General features: G+C 45.1%; 13 protein-coding genes and 2 pseudogenes. 1 reads left to right on the forward strand and 14 read right to left on the reverse strand.

Annotated elements, in window-relative coordinates; genetic code table 11:
* Positions 1–4 precede the first annotated feature (4 nt).
* From pulA to FXV78_RS03175, 4 genes and pseudogenes are all read right to left on the reverse strand, one after another.
* Complete coding sequence (gene pulA / locus FXV78_RS03160) at positions 5–1,951, reverse strand: type I pullulanase (protein WP_004842563.1); 1,947 nt, start codon at positions 1,949–1,951, stop codon at positions 5–7.
* Between the two features lie 13 nt (positions 1,952–1,964).
* Positions 1,965–2,837 carry a sugar ABC transporter permease gene (locus tag FXV78_RS03165; protein ID WP_004842562.1) on the reverse strand — a complete coding sequence of 291 codons (873 nt, stop codon included), beginning with the start codon at positions 2,835–2,837 and terminating at the stop codon, positions 1,965–1,967.
* A gap of 2 nt (positions 2,838–2,839) precedes the next feature.
* On the reverse strand, positions 2,840–4,219 hold the full coding sequence (locus tag FXV78_RS03170) for a carbohydrate ABC transporter permease (protein WP_004842561.1): 1,380 nt from the start codon (positions 4,217–4,219) through the stop codon (positions 2,840–2,842).
* 14 nt (positions 4,220–4,233) lie between these two features.
* Positions 4,234–5,466: pseudogene (locus FXV78_RS03175) on the reverse strand (extracellular solute-binding protein).
* Positions 5,467–5,759: 293 nt separating this feature from the next.
* Between FXV78_RS03175 and FXV78_RS03180 the strand changes: the two are divergent.
* Positions 5,760–6,786 (forward strand): annotated as a pseudogene (locus FXV78_RS03180) (LacI family DNA-binding transcriptional regulator).
* A gap of 25 nt (positions 6,787–6,811) precedes the next feature.
* Here the strand turns inward: FXV78_RS03180 and FXV78_RS18135 are convergent.
* The 10 genes from FXV78_RS18135 to fabF all read right to left on the reverse strand — a co-directional run bounded on the left by FXV78_RS18135 (position 6,812) and on the right by fabF (position 15,298).
* Positions 6,812–7,207, reverse strand: a complete 396-nt coding sequence (locus tag FXV78_RS18135; RefSeq protein ID WP_004842553.1) for a hypothetical protein — start codon at positions 7,205–7,207, stop codon at positions 6,812–6,814.
* Positions 7,182–7,571, reverse strand: a complete 390-nt coding sequence (locus FXV78_RS18140) for a hypothetical protein (RefSeq protein WP_004842551.1) — start codon at positions 7,569–7,571, stop codon at positions 7,182–7,184. Before FXV78_RS18140 ends, FXV78_RS18135 begins: the two co-directional genes overlap by 26 nt.
* Positions 7,572–7,844: 273 nt before the next feature.
* Positions 7,845–8,495: a DUF6465 family protein gene (locus tag FXV78_RS03190; RefSeq protein WP_004842548.1), complete on the reverse strand. Its 651-nt coding sequence runs from the start codon at positions 8,493–8,495 to the stop codon at positions 7,845–7,847.
* 38 nt (positions 8,496–8,533) lie between these two features.
* Positions 8,534–9,001 carry a MarR family winged helix-turn-helix transcriptional regulator gene (locus FXV78_RS03195; RefSeq protein ID WP_004842545.1) on the reverse strand — a complete coding sequence of 156 codons (468 nt, stop codon included), beginning with the start codon at positions 8,999–9,001 and terminating at the stop codon, positions 8,534–8,536.
* Between the two features lie 42 nt (positions 9,002–9,043).
* Positions 9,044–10,096, reverse strand: coding sequence for an NAD(P)H-dependent flavin oxidoreductase (locus FXV78_RS03200; protein WP_004842543.1), 1,053 nt, complete (start codon positions 10,094–10,096; stop codon positions 9,044–9,046).
* Positions 10,097–10,128: 32 nt separating this feature from the next.
* On the reverse strand, positions 10,129–11,817 hold the full coding sequence (locus tag FXV78_RS03205; protein WP_004842542.1) for an acetyl-CoA carboxylase carboxyl transferase subunit: 1,689 nt from the start codon (positions 11,815–11,817) through the stop codon (positions 10,129–10,131).
* A gap of 15 nt (positions 11,818–11,832) precedes the next feature.
* Positions 11,833–13,176: an acetyl-CoA carboxylase biotin carboxylase subunit gene (locus FXV78_RS03210; protein WP_004842541.1), complete on the reverse strand. Its 1,344-nt coding sequence runs from the start codon at positions 13,174–13,176 to the stop codon at positions 11,833–11,835.
* Between the two features lie 2 nt (positions 13,177–13,178).
* Positions 13,179–13,610, reverse strand: a complete 432-nt coding sequence (gene fabZ, locus FXV78_RS03215; protein ID WP_004842540.1) for a 3-hydroxyacyl-ACP dehydratase FabZ — start codon at positions 13,608–13,610, stop codon at positions 13,179–13,181.
* 13 nt (positions 13,611–13,623) lie between these two features.
* The gene (gene accB / locus FXV78_RS03220; protein ID WP_009245116.1) at positions 13,624–14,049 is read right to left on the reverse strand and encodes an acetyl-CoA carboxylase biotin carboxyl carrier protein; all 426 of its coding nucleotides are present in this window, start codon (positions 14,047–14,049) and stop codon (positions 13,624–13,626) included.
* 10 nt (positions 14,050–14,059) lie between these two features.
* Positions 14,060–15,298 carry a beta-ketoacyl-ACP synthase II gene (fabF, locus tag FXV78_RS03225; RefSeq protein ID WP_004842536.1) on the reverse strand — a complete coding sequence of 413 codons (1,239 nt, stop codon included), beginning with the start codon at positions 15,296–15,298 and terminating at the stop codon, positions 14,060–14,062.
* Positions 15,299–15,302: the final 4 nt, after the last annotated feature.

Genomic DNA, 15,302 nt, shown 5'->3' on the forward strand with positions numbered 1-15,302 from the left:
CACTTTACCTGCTCTCTTCCTTTTTTCCAAGTATCAAAATACTGACCGGAGAAACTTTCATATGTTCCGCTGCAATCTGTGGATGTTTCCATAAAAAGCTGTCCTCTCCGTCTGCAAGAACTTCCCATGTCCCTTTCAAAAGTTTCACTTCCTGCTGTTTTTCACTGCCGTTATATACAATACAGAGTGTTTTCCACAGTTCTGCTTTTTCTTTTGTCTGGTTATCCACATACAAGCCCACACAACCATCTGTTTTCCACGTTTTTAAGATGCGTTTTGCCGCCTGTGCGCTTTTATCCCACAATCCCGGCAGCATTTTTCGCAGTGTGATCAGTCCCCGGTAATATTCCACCAGCTCCTGTTCCTTGTATGCCTGTTCCCAATCCAGACGATTGATGGTGATCGGTGCATTATACGTGTTATCCCTGCCGCCTTTTGTCCGTGCGAACTCCTCTCCAGATAACAAAAACGGAATTCCCTGACAGGTCAGATACATTCCCGCTGCCAGACGGTACTGTTTTCTTCTCAATTCTTCTGACGCTGTTGTTTCACACAGTTTATCCCAGAGTGTATGATTATCATGGGCAGACACATACGTGATCACCTGAGATGGTGCTTTCACTTTCGGCTCCTTTTGTCCGCACCAGGCTTTCACAGAGGCCAGAATCTGCTCTTCCAGATCTTTCCCTCCATTTGCAAATCCCGGTTCTTCTGCCTCAAAGACCGAACCTTTGATGGCATCTCTCGTATCGTCCGAAAACATCCCTACCTGTTCATCCAGAAGATGGATATGTGCTTTATCCGCCAGGAGAGCATTTCCTTCCACAGCCGTTTCATCCGCTCTCCACGGCTCTCCAAAAACCAGCTTTTCCCCGGTTCCATAGCGGGCATCCAGTCCCTTTCGAATCCTGTTCATCAGCTCCACATCCAGAAGTCCCATCAGGTCAAAGCGGAATCCATCCATATGGTACTCTTCGGCCCAGTACAGCACAGACTCCAAAATGTATTTGGCACACATTGCCTGCTCACTTGCCACATCATTTCCACAGGCAGATCCATTGGAAACACTGCCGTCTTCCCACACCCGGTAGAAATACCACGGCATCGTCTTCTGAAGCCAGGAATCCAGCGAATAGGTGTGGTTATAAACCACATCCATAATGACCCGAAATCCCTGTCTGTGCAGAGCCTGGATCGCTTCTTTCAGCTCCCGGATCCGAACTTCCCCATGAAATGGATCTGTGGAATAAGAACCTTCCGGCACATTATAATTCAGTGGATCATATCCCCAGTTGAATCCATCCGCTCTGCCCGCCTCATCTACAGATCCATAGTCATACACCGGCATCAGCTGTACATAATTGACCCCGAGATTTTTCAGATAAGAAAGTCCTGTCGGATGTTTTCCATCTCCATACAAAGAAGTATCTTTGCAACAAAATGCCGGATATTTCCCTCTTACCTCTACTGGAAATCCGCCGGATGCATCCCAGGAAAACTCTTTGACATGCAGCTCATAGATTATTTGCTCTGCTTCTTTTTCCGGCGCTTTATCTGATTCCCACATCACAGGATCCGTTTTTCTCAAATCCACCGCCATACTGCGAAGGCCGTTCACACCACAAGCTTTTGCATAAGGGTCTGCACTTTGAACCTGCTCTCCCTCTATCTTCAGTAGAAAATCATAATAGATTCCATGAAGAGACTGCTTTGTCTCATAGTTCCATATTCCATGCTCCTGCAGCTGCATCGGATGGATCTCAAATGCACTTCCGGCCTCTCCGTTCTTGTAAAAACAGATCTGTACTTCCTCTGCCACTGGCGACCAGAGCCGAAATGAAGTCCGCCCACTTGTGCACTCCATTCCAAGCTTTTCTGCCGGATCACAATACTGTTTCTGAAATTCTTCTTTTCGGTAAAAGTCTTTCCATTGCTTTGCTGTCTTTCCCATCCTTTTACTCCATCTATCCTTTGACTGCACCGGAAACACCGTCCACATAAAATCTCTGCATACACAGGAACAGAATTGCGATCGGTATTGAGATCAATACTGCCCCTGCGGCAAAGCTGGTGTACCAGCTGTCAATATATTCTTTTTCCAACATTTTCCACAGTCCGATTGCAATCGTATACTGGTCTGAATTTGCCCGGCAGATCACCTTTGCAAAAATGAAATCGAGCCACGGTCCCATAAACGATGTCAGAACGGTGTAGATAATAATCGGTTTACTAAGAGGCAGTGTGATCTTTGTAAAAATCTGCCATCTGGTACATCCGTCCAGAAGCGCCGCCTCATCAATGGCGATCGGAATCGTATCAAAGAATCCTTTCGCAATCTGAAATCCAAGTCCCGCTCCTCCGGAATACACCAGGATCAACGCCAGACGAATCAGATTTCCCTCTGTCAGCCCCATCGCCTTTAAAATAAAATACACGGCGATCATAGACATAAATCCAGGGAACAATCCCAGGATCATTGCCATGTTCATGTAGGGTTTTCGCAGCTTGAACCGCAGTCTGGACAGACAGTAAGAGACTGCCAGCACATAAAAAGTGGCCAGAATACAGGAGCATACCGCAATGATCAGCGTGTTGCCAAACATTTTCGGGAAATTCAAAATCGAAGTATCTGTAAATAATCTTGTATAGTTATCCAGTGTAAAGGACTGTGGGAAGAAGGTGGATACATAAGAACCTTTTTCCGCACGGAAGCTTGTGAGCACAACCCAGATGATCGGGAATATCCAAATTGCCGCAAGCACAGCCAGAACAATATGAACGATCGTATTGTTAATCATCCGTTTTCTTTTTGCTGAATGAAATTTCTTCTCGCCCATGCCTAGAATCCTCCTTCTTCTTTGTAAGATTTACTTCTTCTGTATGTAAACAGTGCACCAACTGCAAGAATGATAAAGGTCAGAATACCAATGACTGCACCAATGTTATAGTACTGTTTGTCAACCGTCAGCTTATACAGCCATGTAACAAGCAGGTCTGTACTTCCCGCCGTGGAAGACAGATCCGTGATCGGGTCTCCTCCGGACAACAGATAAATAATATTGAAGTTGTTCACATTTCCTGTAAATGTCGCGATCAGATACGGTGTCGTCACATACAACATATAAGGCAGTGTGATCTTGAAGAAAATCTGAATGGAATTTGCCCCGTCTACCCTGGCTGCCTCATAAAGATCTGCCGGGATATTCTGAAGAACACCTGTCAGCTGAAGCAGTGTATACGGAACACCTACCCAGATATTGACCACGATCACAGTCACTCTCGCCCAGGTCGGATCTGTGAAAAACGGGAGACTTGCATCCTGCGCGATCCACCCTAAGTTTCTTAACAGTACATTGACCGCACCTTCCGGCTGCAGCATGGTACGCATGATCAAAAGAGAGACAAACATCGGCACTGCACAGGAAAGTACAAAACAAAATCTCCAGAATCCCTTTGCCTTTGTATCTTTCCGGTTGATCATGATTGCAAGGATCATTCCGAAAATATAGTTTGTAAAGGTTGCAAAGAATGCCCATACCAGTGTCCATACGAGTACAGACCAGAATGTACTTCCAAGGATACTGCTCGAATCAAACAGTGCCTTGAAATTATCCAGTCCCACCCAGTCAAACAGCATCAGATGATTGTCGATCTTGCTGTAATTCGTAAATGCCATACAGATCATGAAGATCAGCGGCAGAATTGTAAATCCGAAAATAAAAATCATCGGTGGTGTCATCAGAAGTCTGTGCAGATTTTCATGAAGCAGAGATTTTAAATCTTCCCCGAATGTATTGACATGTTTTCCTTCTTTTGCAAGACATTCTGCCTTATATGCACTCTGAAGCGCACCTCTCCAGGCAAATACCATCAGCACGCTCACAAGGATGGTTGCCACTCCATATAACAGGATCAGGATCGACTGATCCCCTTTTGTGTACAGATAAACCTGACTCGCTTCGTCCCACACTTCTTTCTGCGGCACGCTTCCAAGTCCTCCCAGCATACTTAAAAATGTAATTCCATTCACTGCCATAAATACGATATATGCTACTTCAACCGCCAGATATAACAGGCCTTTTATTTTCTGTCCGTGTACAAAGTTTCCAAGTCCCATTAAGATCATGGATAACTTTGTCTCCGGTCCGCCCTTTTGTATCGCATTCCTACATGTATACGGCGTTGGAAATTCATTGACTCGTTTTGTAACTATTCCCATCTTCTTCACCTCTTCTAGATTCCATCACTGTTCATTGCCTCGTTCATCGATTCCGTCTGCTCTTTTGCATTCTCATGCGTGATATTTCCATTTCGGATTCCTTTTCCCATGTTTTCTACCGGTACTCAGCAGTTATTCATCTTTGATACAAACGGCTGCAGGATCGATGTCTGGTTAAAGGTGTCATTCTGTGCCATAACAAGCGGATCTGCCGCAATGTTCTCCTGTGCAAGCAATTCCGTATTACATGGGATCACATTTCTCATCTCATAGTGTGCTTCCTGTGCTTTGGCAGATCCAAGATATAGTGCAAGCTCTACGGCAGGAACCATGTTTTTACTGTAAGGATTGACTCCGATCGCTTTTGATCCGGCATAGGACGTCATCTGTTTTTCTTCTCCGTTTAAGGTATATGTCGGTAATGCGGCTACTCCCATATTATCACCGAACGCCTCTTTCACTGCATTGGCATCCCAGGAACCAGAAAACATGGCATTGATGCTTCCGTCACGCAGTCCTGCAATCCCGGAACCGTCTGCATCGATCTTAAAATTCGGATTATTTCGAAGATCAATCAGATAATTCGTTACTTCCACTGCATTTTCTCCGCCGAAATCTACCCCTTTGGATTCATCCGTTCCATCTCCGAACAACGTACAGCCATTTCCTACATAAAACGCCGGCAGATACCATGAGTTTGTAAACGGGAAAGACACGACACCTTTCTCAAGCATTGTATCCAGATTTTTTACATCCTCCTCTGAAAAAACGCTTTTATCATAATACATAAACCAGGTATTTGTCGTAAAAGGAATTCCGTACAGATCTCCGTCCTTTGTCAGAGACTTCAAAACTTCTTCTGAATTTGTTTTTTCAATCTCTTCTCTGTACTTTCCTCCAAATTTCGCCAGCGCATTAGCATCTGTCATTGTAGTCAGCGTATCATTTGCATACATAAATACATCCGCACTTGCTTCCGGATCCTGCGATACCTGACTCGCTGCCGTCGCTTCATCTGCAACTCCGTACACAAATGTAATATCCCACTGCGGATTTTCTTCTGCAAAGGACTCACACATCGTCTGCAGCCATTCGCCGCTTTCTTTTGACTGGTCCTCTGACGGAGACCAAACCATCAGTCTTACTTTTTCCTGCCCTGCACTGCTCTGGGATCCATTCCCGCATCCGGTCAGCCCACACACAGCCAGACTTGCAGCCAGCAGAATTGCACAAACTCTTCTCTTCATGTTCCCTCACCTTTCACTTTTGTTTCGCATTGTTTCGTATATGATGATAATATCATTTCTTTCCTGTTTCGTCAATCCTAACAACGCATGGTATTCTTTATTTTCTACGTTTTTCATAGTTTTTGTCCTGTATTTTTATTCACTTTCAACAATCCATGTTTTTGCAAACAAGAAACTTTCCGAAACTCATTCTCTTTTTCCATGGATATTCATTGCATTTTTCACTTTTTTTCTATATAATGAAAAAGGTTACTATGAACAGCAACGAAAAAAGGACGCAGAAAGGAGCCCCAATGGCTACATTACAGGATATTGCTGATCGTCTGAATATCTCAAAAGGCACTGTTTCCAAAGCCTTAAACGGTGCACCTGATATCAGCGAAACTTTACAAAAAAACCGTACTGGAAACAGCTGTTGAAATGGGATATACAAAAATCCGCCGCCAGAAGGCTGCGGAGAAAAAACTCTGTATTCTGATTGAAAACGTAGATTACAAAGAGTCACATCAATTTGGATATGAAATCCTGCTCGGCTTCCGCCAGCTTGCAGAACCTGCCGGTTATACCGTAGATATTGTAGATACTACTGAAAAACTGCAGAAAAGCACCCCGTACGATGTTTTTATGCTGCAGAACCAGTATCTGGGAGCTTTTGTCGTTGGATTTTCGTTGAATGATCCGTGGATGAAAGATTTTCAGACCAGCAGAACACCGACCGTTCTGTATGACAACTATATTATTGCAAATCCGAATATGGCATATGTCGGAATCGACAACAACGAAGGCATGGAACTCGCCGTCTCCCATTTAAAAAAACTGGGACATAAAAAAATCGGATATTTGAGCAGCGCCCTTGGTTCTCATATCATGCAGATCCGCCACAAAGCATTTTTCCACGCTTTGAAACAAAACGGCCTAAAGTCCGATCCGACCTATGCGGGAAGTTCCTACTATATCACTCAATGTATGGAAAAGCATCTTCCCCGTCTGTTGGATCTGGGAATCACCTCTATTGTCTGCAGCCATGATCTGATCGCCAATGCCGCGATGATTCAGTGTCAGCAGCTCGGATACAAAGTTCCGGACGAGATCAGCATCATCGGGTTTGATGATCTCCCGATCTGCGCATATACTTCCCCGCCGCTGACTACCATACGCCAGGAACGGATCCAGCTTGGCAAAAGTGCTTACTATGCTCTGGACAGTCTGATGAATCAAGTATCCATCGGAACACTTCTGTTACATGCAAAATTAATTGAGAGGGGATCGACCGGAGAGGTTCCTCAGACAAATAATAATATAAAAAGAACTGGCGATTGATTTCAGCTTCAACCGCCAGTTCTTTTTACAAATCATATTCTTTTAACAGAGTCTCCCGATATGCCTCATCCTCCACTGCCCGTTTCATATCGTCCATTCGCTGCTCTTTGAGTAATTTCTCATAAAGCGTATTGATTCTCCGTTCCCCTTCTTTATATCCTGTCTCATACATATCCTCTTCATATGCTTCCTGATTAAATGATGACAATACCATACTGATCACCTCTGCTTTATGCTTTCTCAAAATATCCACAAGCACTCCCTGTTCGATACAGATATCTACTGCCCGCAAAGTTGCTTCTTCTGGATCTTCATACATTTTTTTCTGCTCACGTACAATGAAAACAAACTGCGAGTACTCTCTCAGACGCCTGCACTTCTCCATTAGCTCCTGATTATGTCCATAATTGATGTTCAGCATCACCACCTGACACTCCAGACAGGGTTCTATGTCTTTTCCCGTCTTCTATATATCCTTCGTACAAATGTGCCAGATAGATCAACCCCCGAATCGGAAGGTTGGGATTGTATGTACTCTGATGCTCATACAGGTTCAAGGTTCCTCCTACTAAAAATGAAATATCATTTTTTATGGAAATATAAACTGCATCCTCCAGTGTATTGACTTCCAGTTCTTCCGGATCACTATAAGATGTTCCATTCAGTGCATTGTACAAATCCAGCAAATCTTTCTTTTCGCTGAATATAAGCCGAAACAGGCTGTCTTTGTATTCCCTGTTTAAAGTTGGATACTTTGAGAAATTTTTTGTCTTCTTTTCTTCCATGTACTTTCCTCCATTATAATCATTTTTTTCTGCAGTGCAATATCACTATCTGACGTTTCCATAAAATAACTGAATATTTCGGCTGATCTGCCGTTTTTTGATTCTTTGATTTGTTTAGACTTTTTCCTAAGATTACTAAAGATAAAACCATTCAGAGACAGTTTTTAATATGCTTATTGTACCCTTTTCCCTTTCCGTTTACAATCCCGCAATTTTCACAAAAACAGCAAAAAAATACGCAGGCCATCGTATCGCCCACGCATTTTTCATTTCTTATAATTCAATCCGTCCTGTTGTATCTTTATTGATTACGTAATATGCTGCGGATTCTTCTGGCTTCAGATAAAGTTTTACATCTTTCAGCTCGCCTACTTTATGCTTCAGCTCTTTTGTCCAGACTTCTTTTACTTTTTTCATCAGCTCTTTTTCTGAATATTCTTTTCCGGCAAACTGCAGATACATTTCACATTTTACTGCTGTTTTTGCTGCTGTCGTTGTCTTTGCAGAAGTTTTTCTTGCTCTTGTCTTTTTTTCTTCTGCTGCCGGCTCAGATTCCTGTAACACAGCTGCTCTTGTTTCAATTGCTTTTGTTGTGTCTTTCTTGGTCTCGATTGCCTTTGCCTTTCCTGCTTTTGTCTCAATCGCCTCTACTTTTGCAGGTTTTACTTCTTCTTTTTTCTCTGTCGCCTTTTCATTTGCAACAACTTTCTTTGCTGTCTGTGCTGATGTCACTTCTTCTGCTGTCTTTACCGGTGTCTGTACTGTTGTTTTCGCTGTTGTCTTAGATGCTCCTTTTTTTGCTGCCATATCAATTCCCTCCTGATAAAACACGAAACGGATATTGCTCCGCTTATCTTCCGGCTCTGCCGCAAACCACACGGCCGGAACATGACTGTTATCCCCTGCTTTTCGCAGGTTCAGCAAATATTGTACCTCATTTTTCCAAAAACGTCAAAAAAATATCAGAGCTCCGTTTTCTTTTCCTGTTCCCGTTCCTGATAACCTCTGAAAAAATCGGATAATTTATCCAGTGTCTGCAGCAAAATTGCAAGCTCCTGCTCCTTTAGATTTTCAATCACCGCATTGGTCATCTGCATATGGAAATTCTTATGATGCTCATATGCTTTCTTCCCTTTTCCGGTCAACTGGATATAGACCACCCTGCGGTCTGTCTCGCTCCTCTGCCGTGTCACATATTTTTTATTGACCAGGCTGTTCATGGACGTTGTCAGGGAACCCGCTGTAATTCCCAATGTTCTCGCAACTGCCGACATTGTGCTTTCCTCTCCCAGACCGATTGCTTCTATTATATGCATGTCGTTGTTGGTAATATCCTTAAATTCCTCTGTTATGATTGCTTTTTCTTCCAATTCCCAGATTTCGTTGAACAGGTGAACCAGTGTATCGTTAATGGTCTTATATGCATCCAAAGATGTATTCTCCTCTCCGTACCAACCACTTGTTCCTGTTCTTTATGCAAACAATGATGCCACCACTTCCTCTACGGTCTCAATCTTCGCTGCCTTCCATGCGTTGGCGCCGCAAAAGATAAGTCCGTTTTCTATGTCTCCTTTCACCGCGGCGATCAGGCTGTCTGTAATGCAGTATGGTATCTGAGAAGGGTTACATTTTGCAAGACATCTGTGACAGGAACTGTGTTCTATTTTCTCTCCAAGCATAACACGTTTCATGAGGGGATTCAAGATGGCTCTTCCCGGCATTCCGACCGGACTTTTCACAATGGCAATCTCATCTTTTACAGCTTTCAGATACGCTTCTTTATACCTCCGGTGGGCATCACATTCTTTTGTTGTAACAAATCTGGTTGCCACCTGAACCCCATCCGCTCCAAGCTGCTCCATCCTTTGGACATCACTTCTGTCATAAATTCCGCCTGCTGCGATCACCGGAATCCGGCACTTGTACTTCTTCGCATACTGCCGTACCACGTCCAGAATATTCCCAAACTCCATATGGTAGGCATCCCCTTTCCACTTGTCCAGTTCCGCCTCTGTAAATCCAAGATGACCTCCTGCAAGAGGCCCTTCTGCCACAATCAGATCCGCCGTCCTTCCATATTTTTTATCCCAGTATTTCAAGATCACTTGCGCAGAACGTGCTGTGGATACAATGGGCGCAATTTTCACCGCACTGCCTTCTGTCAGTGCCGGAAGGTCCACAGGCAGTCCTGCACCGGATATGATCAAGTCTGCACCTGCTTTTACTGCTGCCTTTACATGATCTGCATATCCTTTTAAAGCCGTCATAATGTTATATCCGATGATTCCGTTTTCTGAAATTTGACGTGCTTTTTGCATTTCTTTTCCAATCGCACGAAGGTTGGCCTCCTCCGGATGTTTATCAAAATCCGGTTCCCGATATCCGATCTGAGCAGTGGATATCACTCCGATTCCGCCGGCTTTCGCCACACTTCCCGCCAGCCTTCCCAGACTGATTCCCACACCCATTCCGCCCTGGATCAAAGGAACTTTTGTTATTTTTTCTCCGATTTTTAAGTTTTCCATATTTCACTTCTTTCTATGGTATTTTTATGTTGCTACATCTTCCGGAAACGCTCGTAACGCTGCGCCGCCAGCTCCTCAGGTGAGAAATTGCAGTGCGTATCCAGAAACTCTGTGATCTTTTTTTGAAGAACAAAAACCACAGACTGCATGGTTTCTTCTGTATACACTTCTGGTTCCGCAATGACAGCTTCAATCACGCCAAGTTTCTTCAGGTCTGCTGCTGTCAATTTCATCACCGCTGCCGCTTCACTTGCGCGTTTACTGTCTTTCCACAAGATACTCGCAAACCCTTCCGGAGACAGCACAGAATATATCGCATTTTCCAGCATCCAGACTTCATCCGCGACTGCCAGTGCCAATGCACCTCCGCTTCCGCCTTCTCCAATCACAACAGACAGAATCGGAACCTTCATGGATGACATTTCAAACAGGTTTCTTGCAATGGCTTCTCCCTGCCCCCGCTCTTCTGCCTCTATACCACAAAATGCCCCCGGTGTATCCACAAACAGAAGAATCGGCCGTTTAAATTTCTCGGCTTGCTTCATCAGACGAAGTGCTTTTCGATATCCTTCCGGAGACGGCATTCCAAAATGATGCGCTACATTTTCTTTGGTAGATTTTCCCTTTGCCTGTGCGATCACTGTAACTGGAATCCCCGCAAACCTCGCGATTCCACCAATGATTGCAGTATCATCTCCATAACAGCGGTCTCCATGAAACTCCAGAAAATCGGAAAAAAGTATACGGATATAATCCTGTCCTACAGGCCGGTCATTTTTTCTGGAAATTGTGACCCGTTCCCACGCATCTTTTTCCTGTACAGACTGCCGTTCTTTTTCCACTGTCTGTACAGGCTTTTGAATAACAGGATTTTGAGCGGTATGATGCATCTGCAGAATATTTTCAAGAACCGTTCTCATCTCTTTTCGCTCTACGATACGATCGATAAAGCCGTGTTCCAGTAAAAATTCAGAACGCTGAAAGCCTTTCGGCAGTCTTTCTCCAATGGTCTGTTCAATGACTCTCGGACCTGCAAATCCAATCAGCGCCTTCGGCTCTGCCAGGATTACATCTCCCAGCATTGCAAAGCTGGCAGTCACCCCGCCTGTGGTCGGATCTGTCAGCACCGAAACATAGAGAAGTCCCGCATCACTGTGCCGTTTTAATGCCGCTGCCGTTTTCGCCATCTGCATCAGAGATACAATTCCCTCCTGCATTCTGGCACCGCCGGAACAGGCAAATATAATCACCGGGAGCTGTTCCTTTGTGGCGCGTTCCACCGCTCTTGTGATCTTTTCTCCCACAACCTGTCCCATGCTCGCCATCAGAAACCGCCCGTCACACACCGCGATCACCGCCGGATTGCCCTCGATAGATGCTTTTCCGGTCACAACAGCTTCTGAAAGTCCGGTTTTTTCCTTCAGACTTTTTACCTTTTCCTCATATCCCCTAAACTCCAGCGGATTGACAAATTCCATGTCTTTCTCCCACTCTTCAAAGGAATCTTCATCCACAGTCATCCGGATTCTTTCATATGCGTGCACCCGGAAGTACCCCTGACATTTCGGACAGATATAGCCTGCACTTTTTACCTCTTCCGTCAGAATCGCAGCGCCGCATTTATTGCACTTCTTCAGAAGTCCTTCCGGAACTTCCGGCCGTTCGCTTTTCAGCGGAATATAACTTTTTCGATTTTTCTTAAACATATTCTGCAGTTTCATACACTTGCTTCCTTTTTACTGATTTTCCATTGTTTCAATAAATTCAATATCGGTATTTCCACTTACAAAATCGGGATGATGTAAAATGTCATACTGATAATCCACATTGGTCTGAATTCCCTCAATGATCACTTCACCCAATGCACTTCGCATTTTCAGAATTGCTTCTTCTCTGCTTTTGGCATGCACGATCAGCTTTGCCAGCATGGAATCGTAATACGGCGGCACTGTATATCCACTGTAGATCGCCGTATCAATCCGCACCCCTTTTCCGCCCGGCAGATAGACATCCGTGATAGTTCCCGGAGAAGGGCGGAAATTCTTTGCCGGATCCTCAGCATTGATTCTGCATTCAATAGCATGACCGTTTAAGGAAATGTCTTCCTGCGAAACTTTTAGCTTCTCTCCATCTGCGATCCGAATCTGCTCCTTAATCAGATCAATTCCCGTCACCCACTCTGTGACCGGATGCTCTACCTGAATCCGGGTATTCATTTCCATAAAATAAAAGGATCCGCTTTTCTCCAGCAGAAACTCAATCGTTCCCGCATTGGTATACCCTGCTGCCTTTGCCGCCCGCACAGCCGCCTCTCCCATTGCTTTACGCAGCTTCGGATTTAACGCCGAAGATGGAGATTCCTCGATCAGCTTCTGATGATTCCTCTGGATCGAACAGTCCCGCTCTCCCAGATGCACTACATTTCCATGCTTGTCTGCCAGAATCTGAAATTCAATATGACGCGGATGCTCGATAAAATGTTCAATATACATGGCATCATCACCAAAGGCATTTTTTGCCTCACTCTGAGCCGTCAGAAATGCTGACTCAAATTCTGCCTCTGAATATGCGGTACGCATTCCTTTCCCACCGCCTCCAAGTGCTGCTTTGATCATCACAGGATATCCCACTTCCCCGGCAATTCGTTTCCCGTGATCTGCTTCGTATATACATTCACTGCATCCGGGAATAACCGGTACATTGGCTGCTTCCATAGTCTGCCTGGCAATCGATTTATTTCCCAGTTTTTGAATCACAGAAGAAGACGGTCCGATAAAGATGATTCCACATTTTTCACAAAGCTCTGCAAATCTGCTGTTTTCTGACAGAAATCCAAATCCCGGATGGATCGCATCTGCACCGGATGTCAGCGTGGCACTTAATATATTTTCCATACTCAGATAGCTTTGTGCAGACGGCGCCGGACCGATACACACTGCCTCATCCGCCAGCTGTGTATGCAGTGCTTCTTTGTCTGCCTCTGAATAAACAGCCACAGTCAGAATGCCCATCTCCCGGCATGCCCGAATGATCCGGACTGCAATCTCACCTCTGTTTGCAATCAATATTTTTTCTATCATCTCTACTCACCTACCATAAATGTCAGCTGTGCACTGGCTACCACGTTTCCATTCACAGATGCCACTGCTTCCCCGACTCCTACCGGCCCTTTTCGTTTGATGATCTTTGTCTCCAGCTTCAGTTTGTCTCCCGGAAATACCATTCCTTTAAATCTGCAGTTCTGCACACCTCCGAAAAATGCGATCTTCCCCTGATTTTCCGGAACACTTAAGATCGCGACTGCACCGACCTGTGCCAGAGCCTCTAAAATAAGAACTCCCGGCATCACTGCTTTCTTTGGAAAGTGTCCCCGGAAGAATTCTTCCCGGTAAGTCACACACTTATATCCCACCGCAAATTCTCCGGGTTCAAAATCTTCAATCGCATCCACAAGTAAAAACGGATGTCTGTGAGGAATGATTTCCTGTATCTGTTCAATGTTCAATGCTTTCATATTCTGCACCTGCCTATCTCACGATAAAAAGCGGCTGTCCGTATTCTACCGGCGCTCCGTTTTCTACCAGTATTTCTTCTATCGTTCCGTCAAACTCACTTTCAATCTCATTCATCAGCTTCATTGCTTCCACGATTGCCAGAATCTTTCCTTTCTGTACCTGCTCTCCCACCTGTACAAACGGATCTGCATCCTCTGCCGGTGATGCATAGAAGGTTCCCACCAGCGGGGATTTGATCACATTTCCCGATTTTTTCTCCGAAGAATCCTGTGGCTGCTCTGATGCTCTGGCCGGCACAGACTCACTTTGCTCTGCAAGTCTGACTTCCCCTTTTTCTTTTTTTAAAGAAATCTTAAAGTCTCCCTCTTCATATTTGAATTCCCCGAGATTCGAGGATGAAACTGTCTGGATCAGTTCTACCAACTGCTCAAATTTCATATTATCTACACTACCCTTCATATTTTTTCAGCAACAGTGACGCATTGTGTCCTCCAAACCCGAGAGAATTCGTCAGCGCATATGTGATCTCTTTTTCAACCGGTGCGCCGATTGCATAATCCAGACTGCACTCTTCCTCTGTCTCTTTGGTTCCCATGGTCTGGTGGATGAATCCATCCTGGATACTTTTCACGCATGTAACAAATTCCACCCCGCCGGCTGCTCCCAGAAGATGTCCGATAATCGATTTCGTAGAATTGACAACAACCTGATCTGCCGCTGCTCCCAGTGCATACCGGATTGCTCTTGTCTCATACAGATCATTGTGATGGGTACTCGTTCCATGTGCATTGATGTAATCGATCTGCTCCGGCTGTGCGCCTGCCTCTTCCATCGCAAGCTTCATCGCCATCCCGGCTCCCTCTCCGTTTTCTGCCGGAGACGTAATATGGTACGCATCTCCCGTTGCCCCGTATCCGACAACTTCTGCATAAATTCTGGCTCCCCGCTTTTTCGCATGCTCCAGTTCTTCCAGCATTACGATCCCTGCTCCCTCCCCTAACACAAATCCATTTCTGTCTTTGTCAAAAGGAATGGAGGCTTTCTCTGGATCCTCAGAATCCGAAAGCGCGGTCAGCGCCGTAAATCCTGCCACGCCGCTTGGGCAGATACAGCTTTCTGCCCCTCCTGCCACGCAGAGATCCAGATCTCCATATGCAATCGCACGAAATCCGTCTCCGATACAGTGGGTTCCTGATGCGCATGCTGTCACAACACTGGTACATTTTCCTTTGAATCCCAGCTGAATGGAAACATTTCCTGCTGCCATATTGGAAATCATCAGCGGAACCATCAGAGGATTCACTCTGGATGGCCCTTTCTGCAGAATTTTTTCGTAATTTGTCTCCACAGCCTGAAGGCTTCCGATTCCTGAACCAACGATCACCCCCGCCCGATACGGGTTCTCCTGGCTCATATCAATTTTCGCATCTTCAAAGGCTTCCTTTGCCGCGGCTACTGCATACTGAGCGAACGGCTCCATTCGCTTCGCTGCTTTGAAATCCATCCGCTCTTTTGCCGAAAATCCTTTCACCTCTGCCGCCAGTTTTACCTTGTATTCCGAAGTATCAAACTTTGTGATGGGACCGATTCCCACCTTTCCTTCACGCACACTGCTCCAGAACTCCTCCACTGTGTTTCCCACAGGTGTCACTGCTCCAAGCCCGGTCACTACCACTCTTCTTTTCATACTG

The sequence above is a fragment of the Mediterraneibacter gnavus ATCC 29149 genome, from assembly GCF_008121495.1.
Taxonomy (GTDB): Bacteria; Bacillota; Clostridia; order Lachnospirales; family Lachnospiraceae; genus Mediterraneibacter; species Mediterraneibacter gnavus.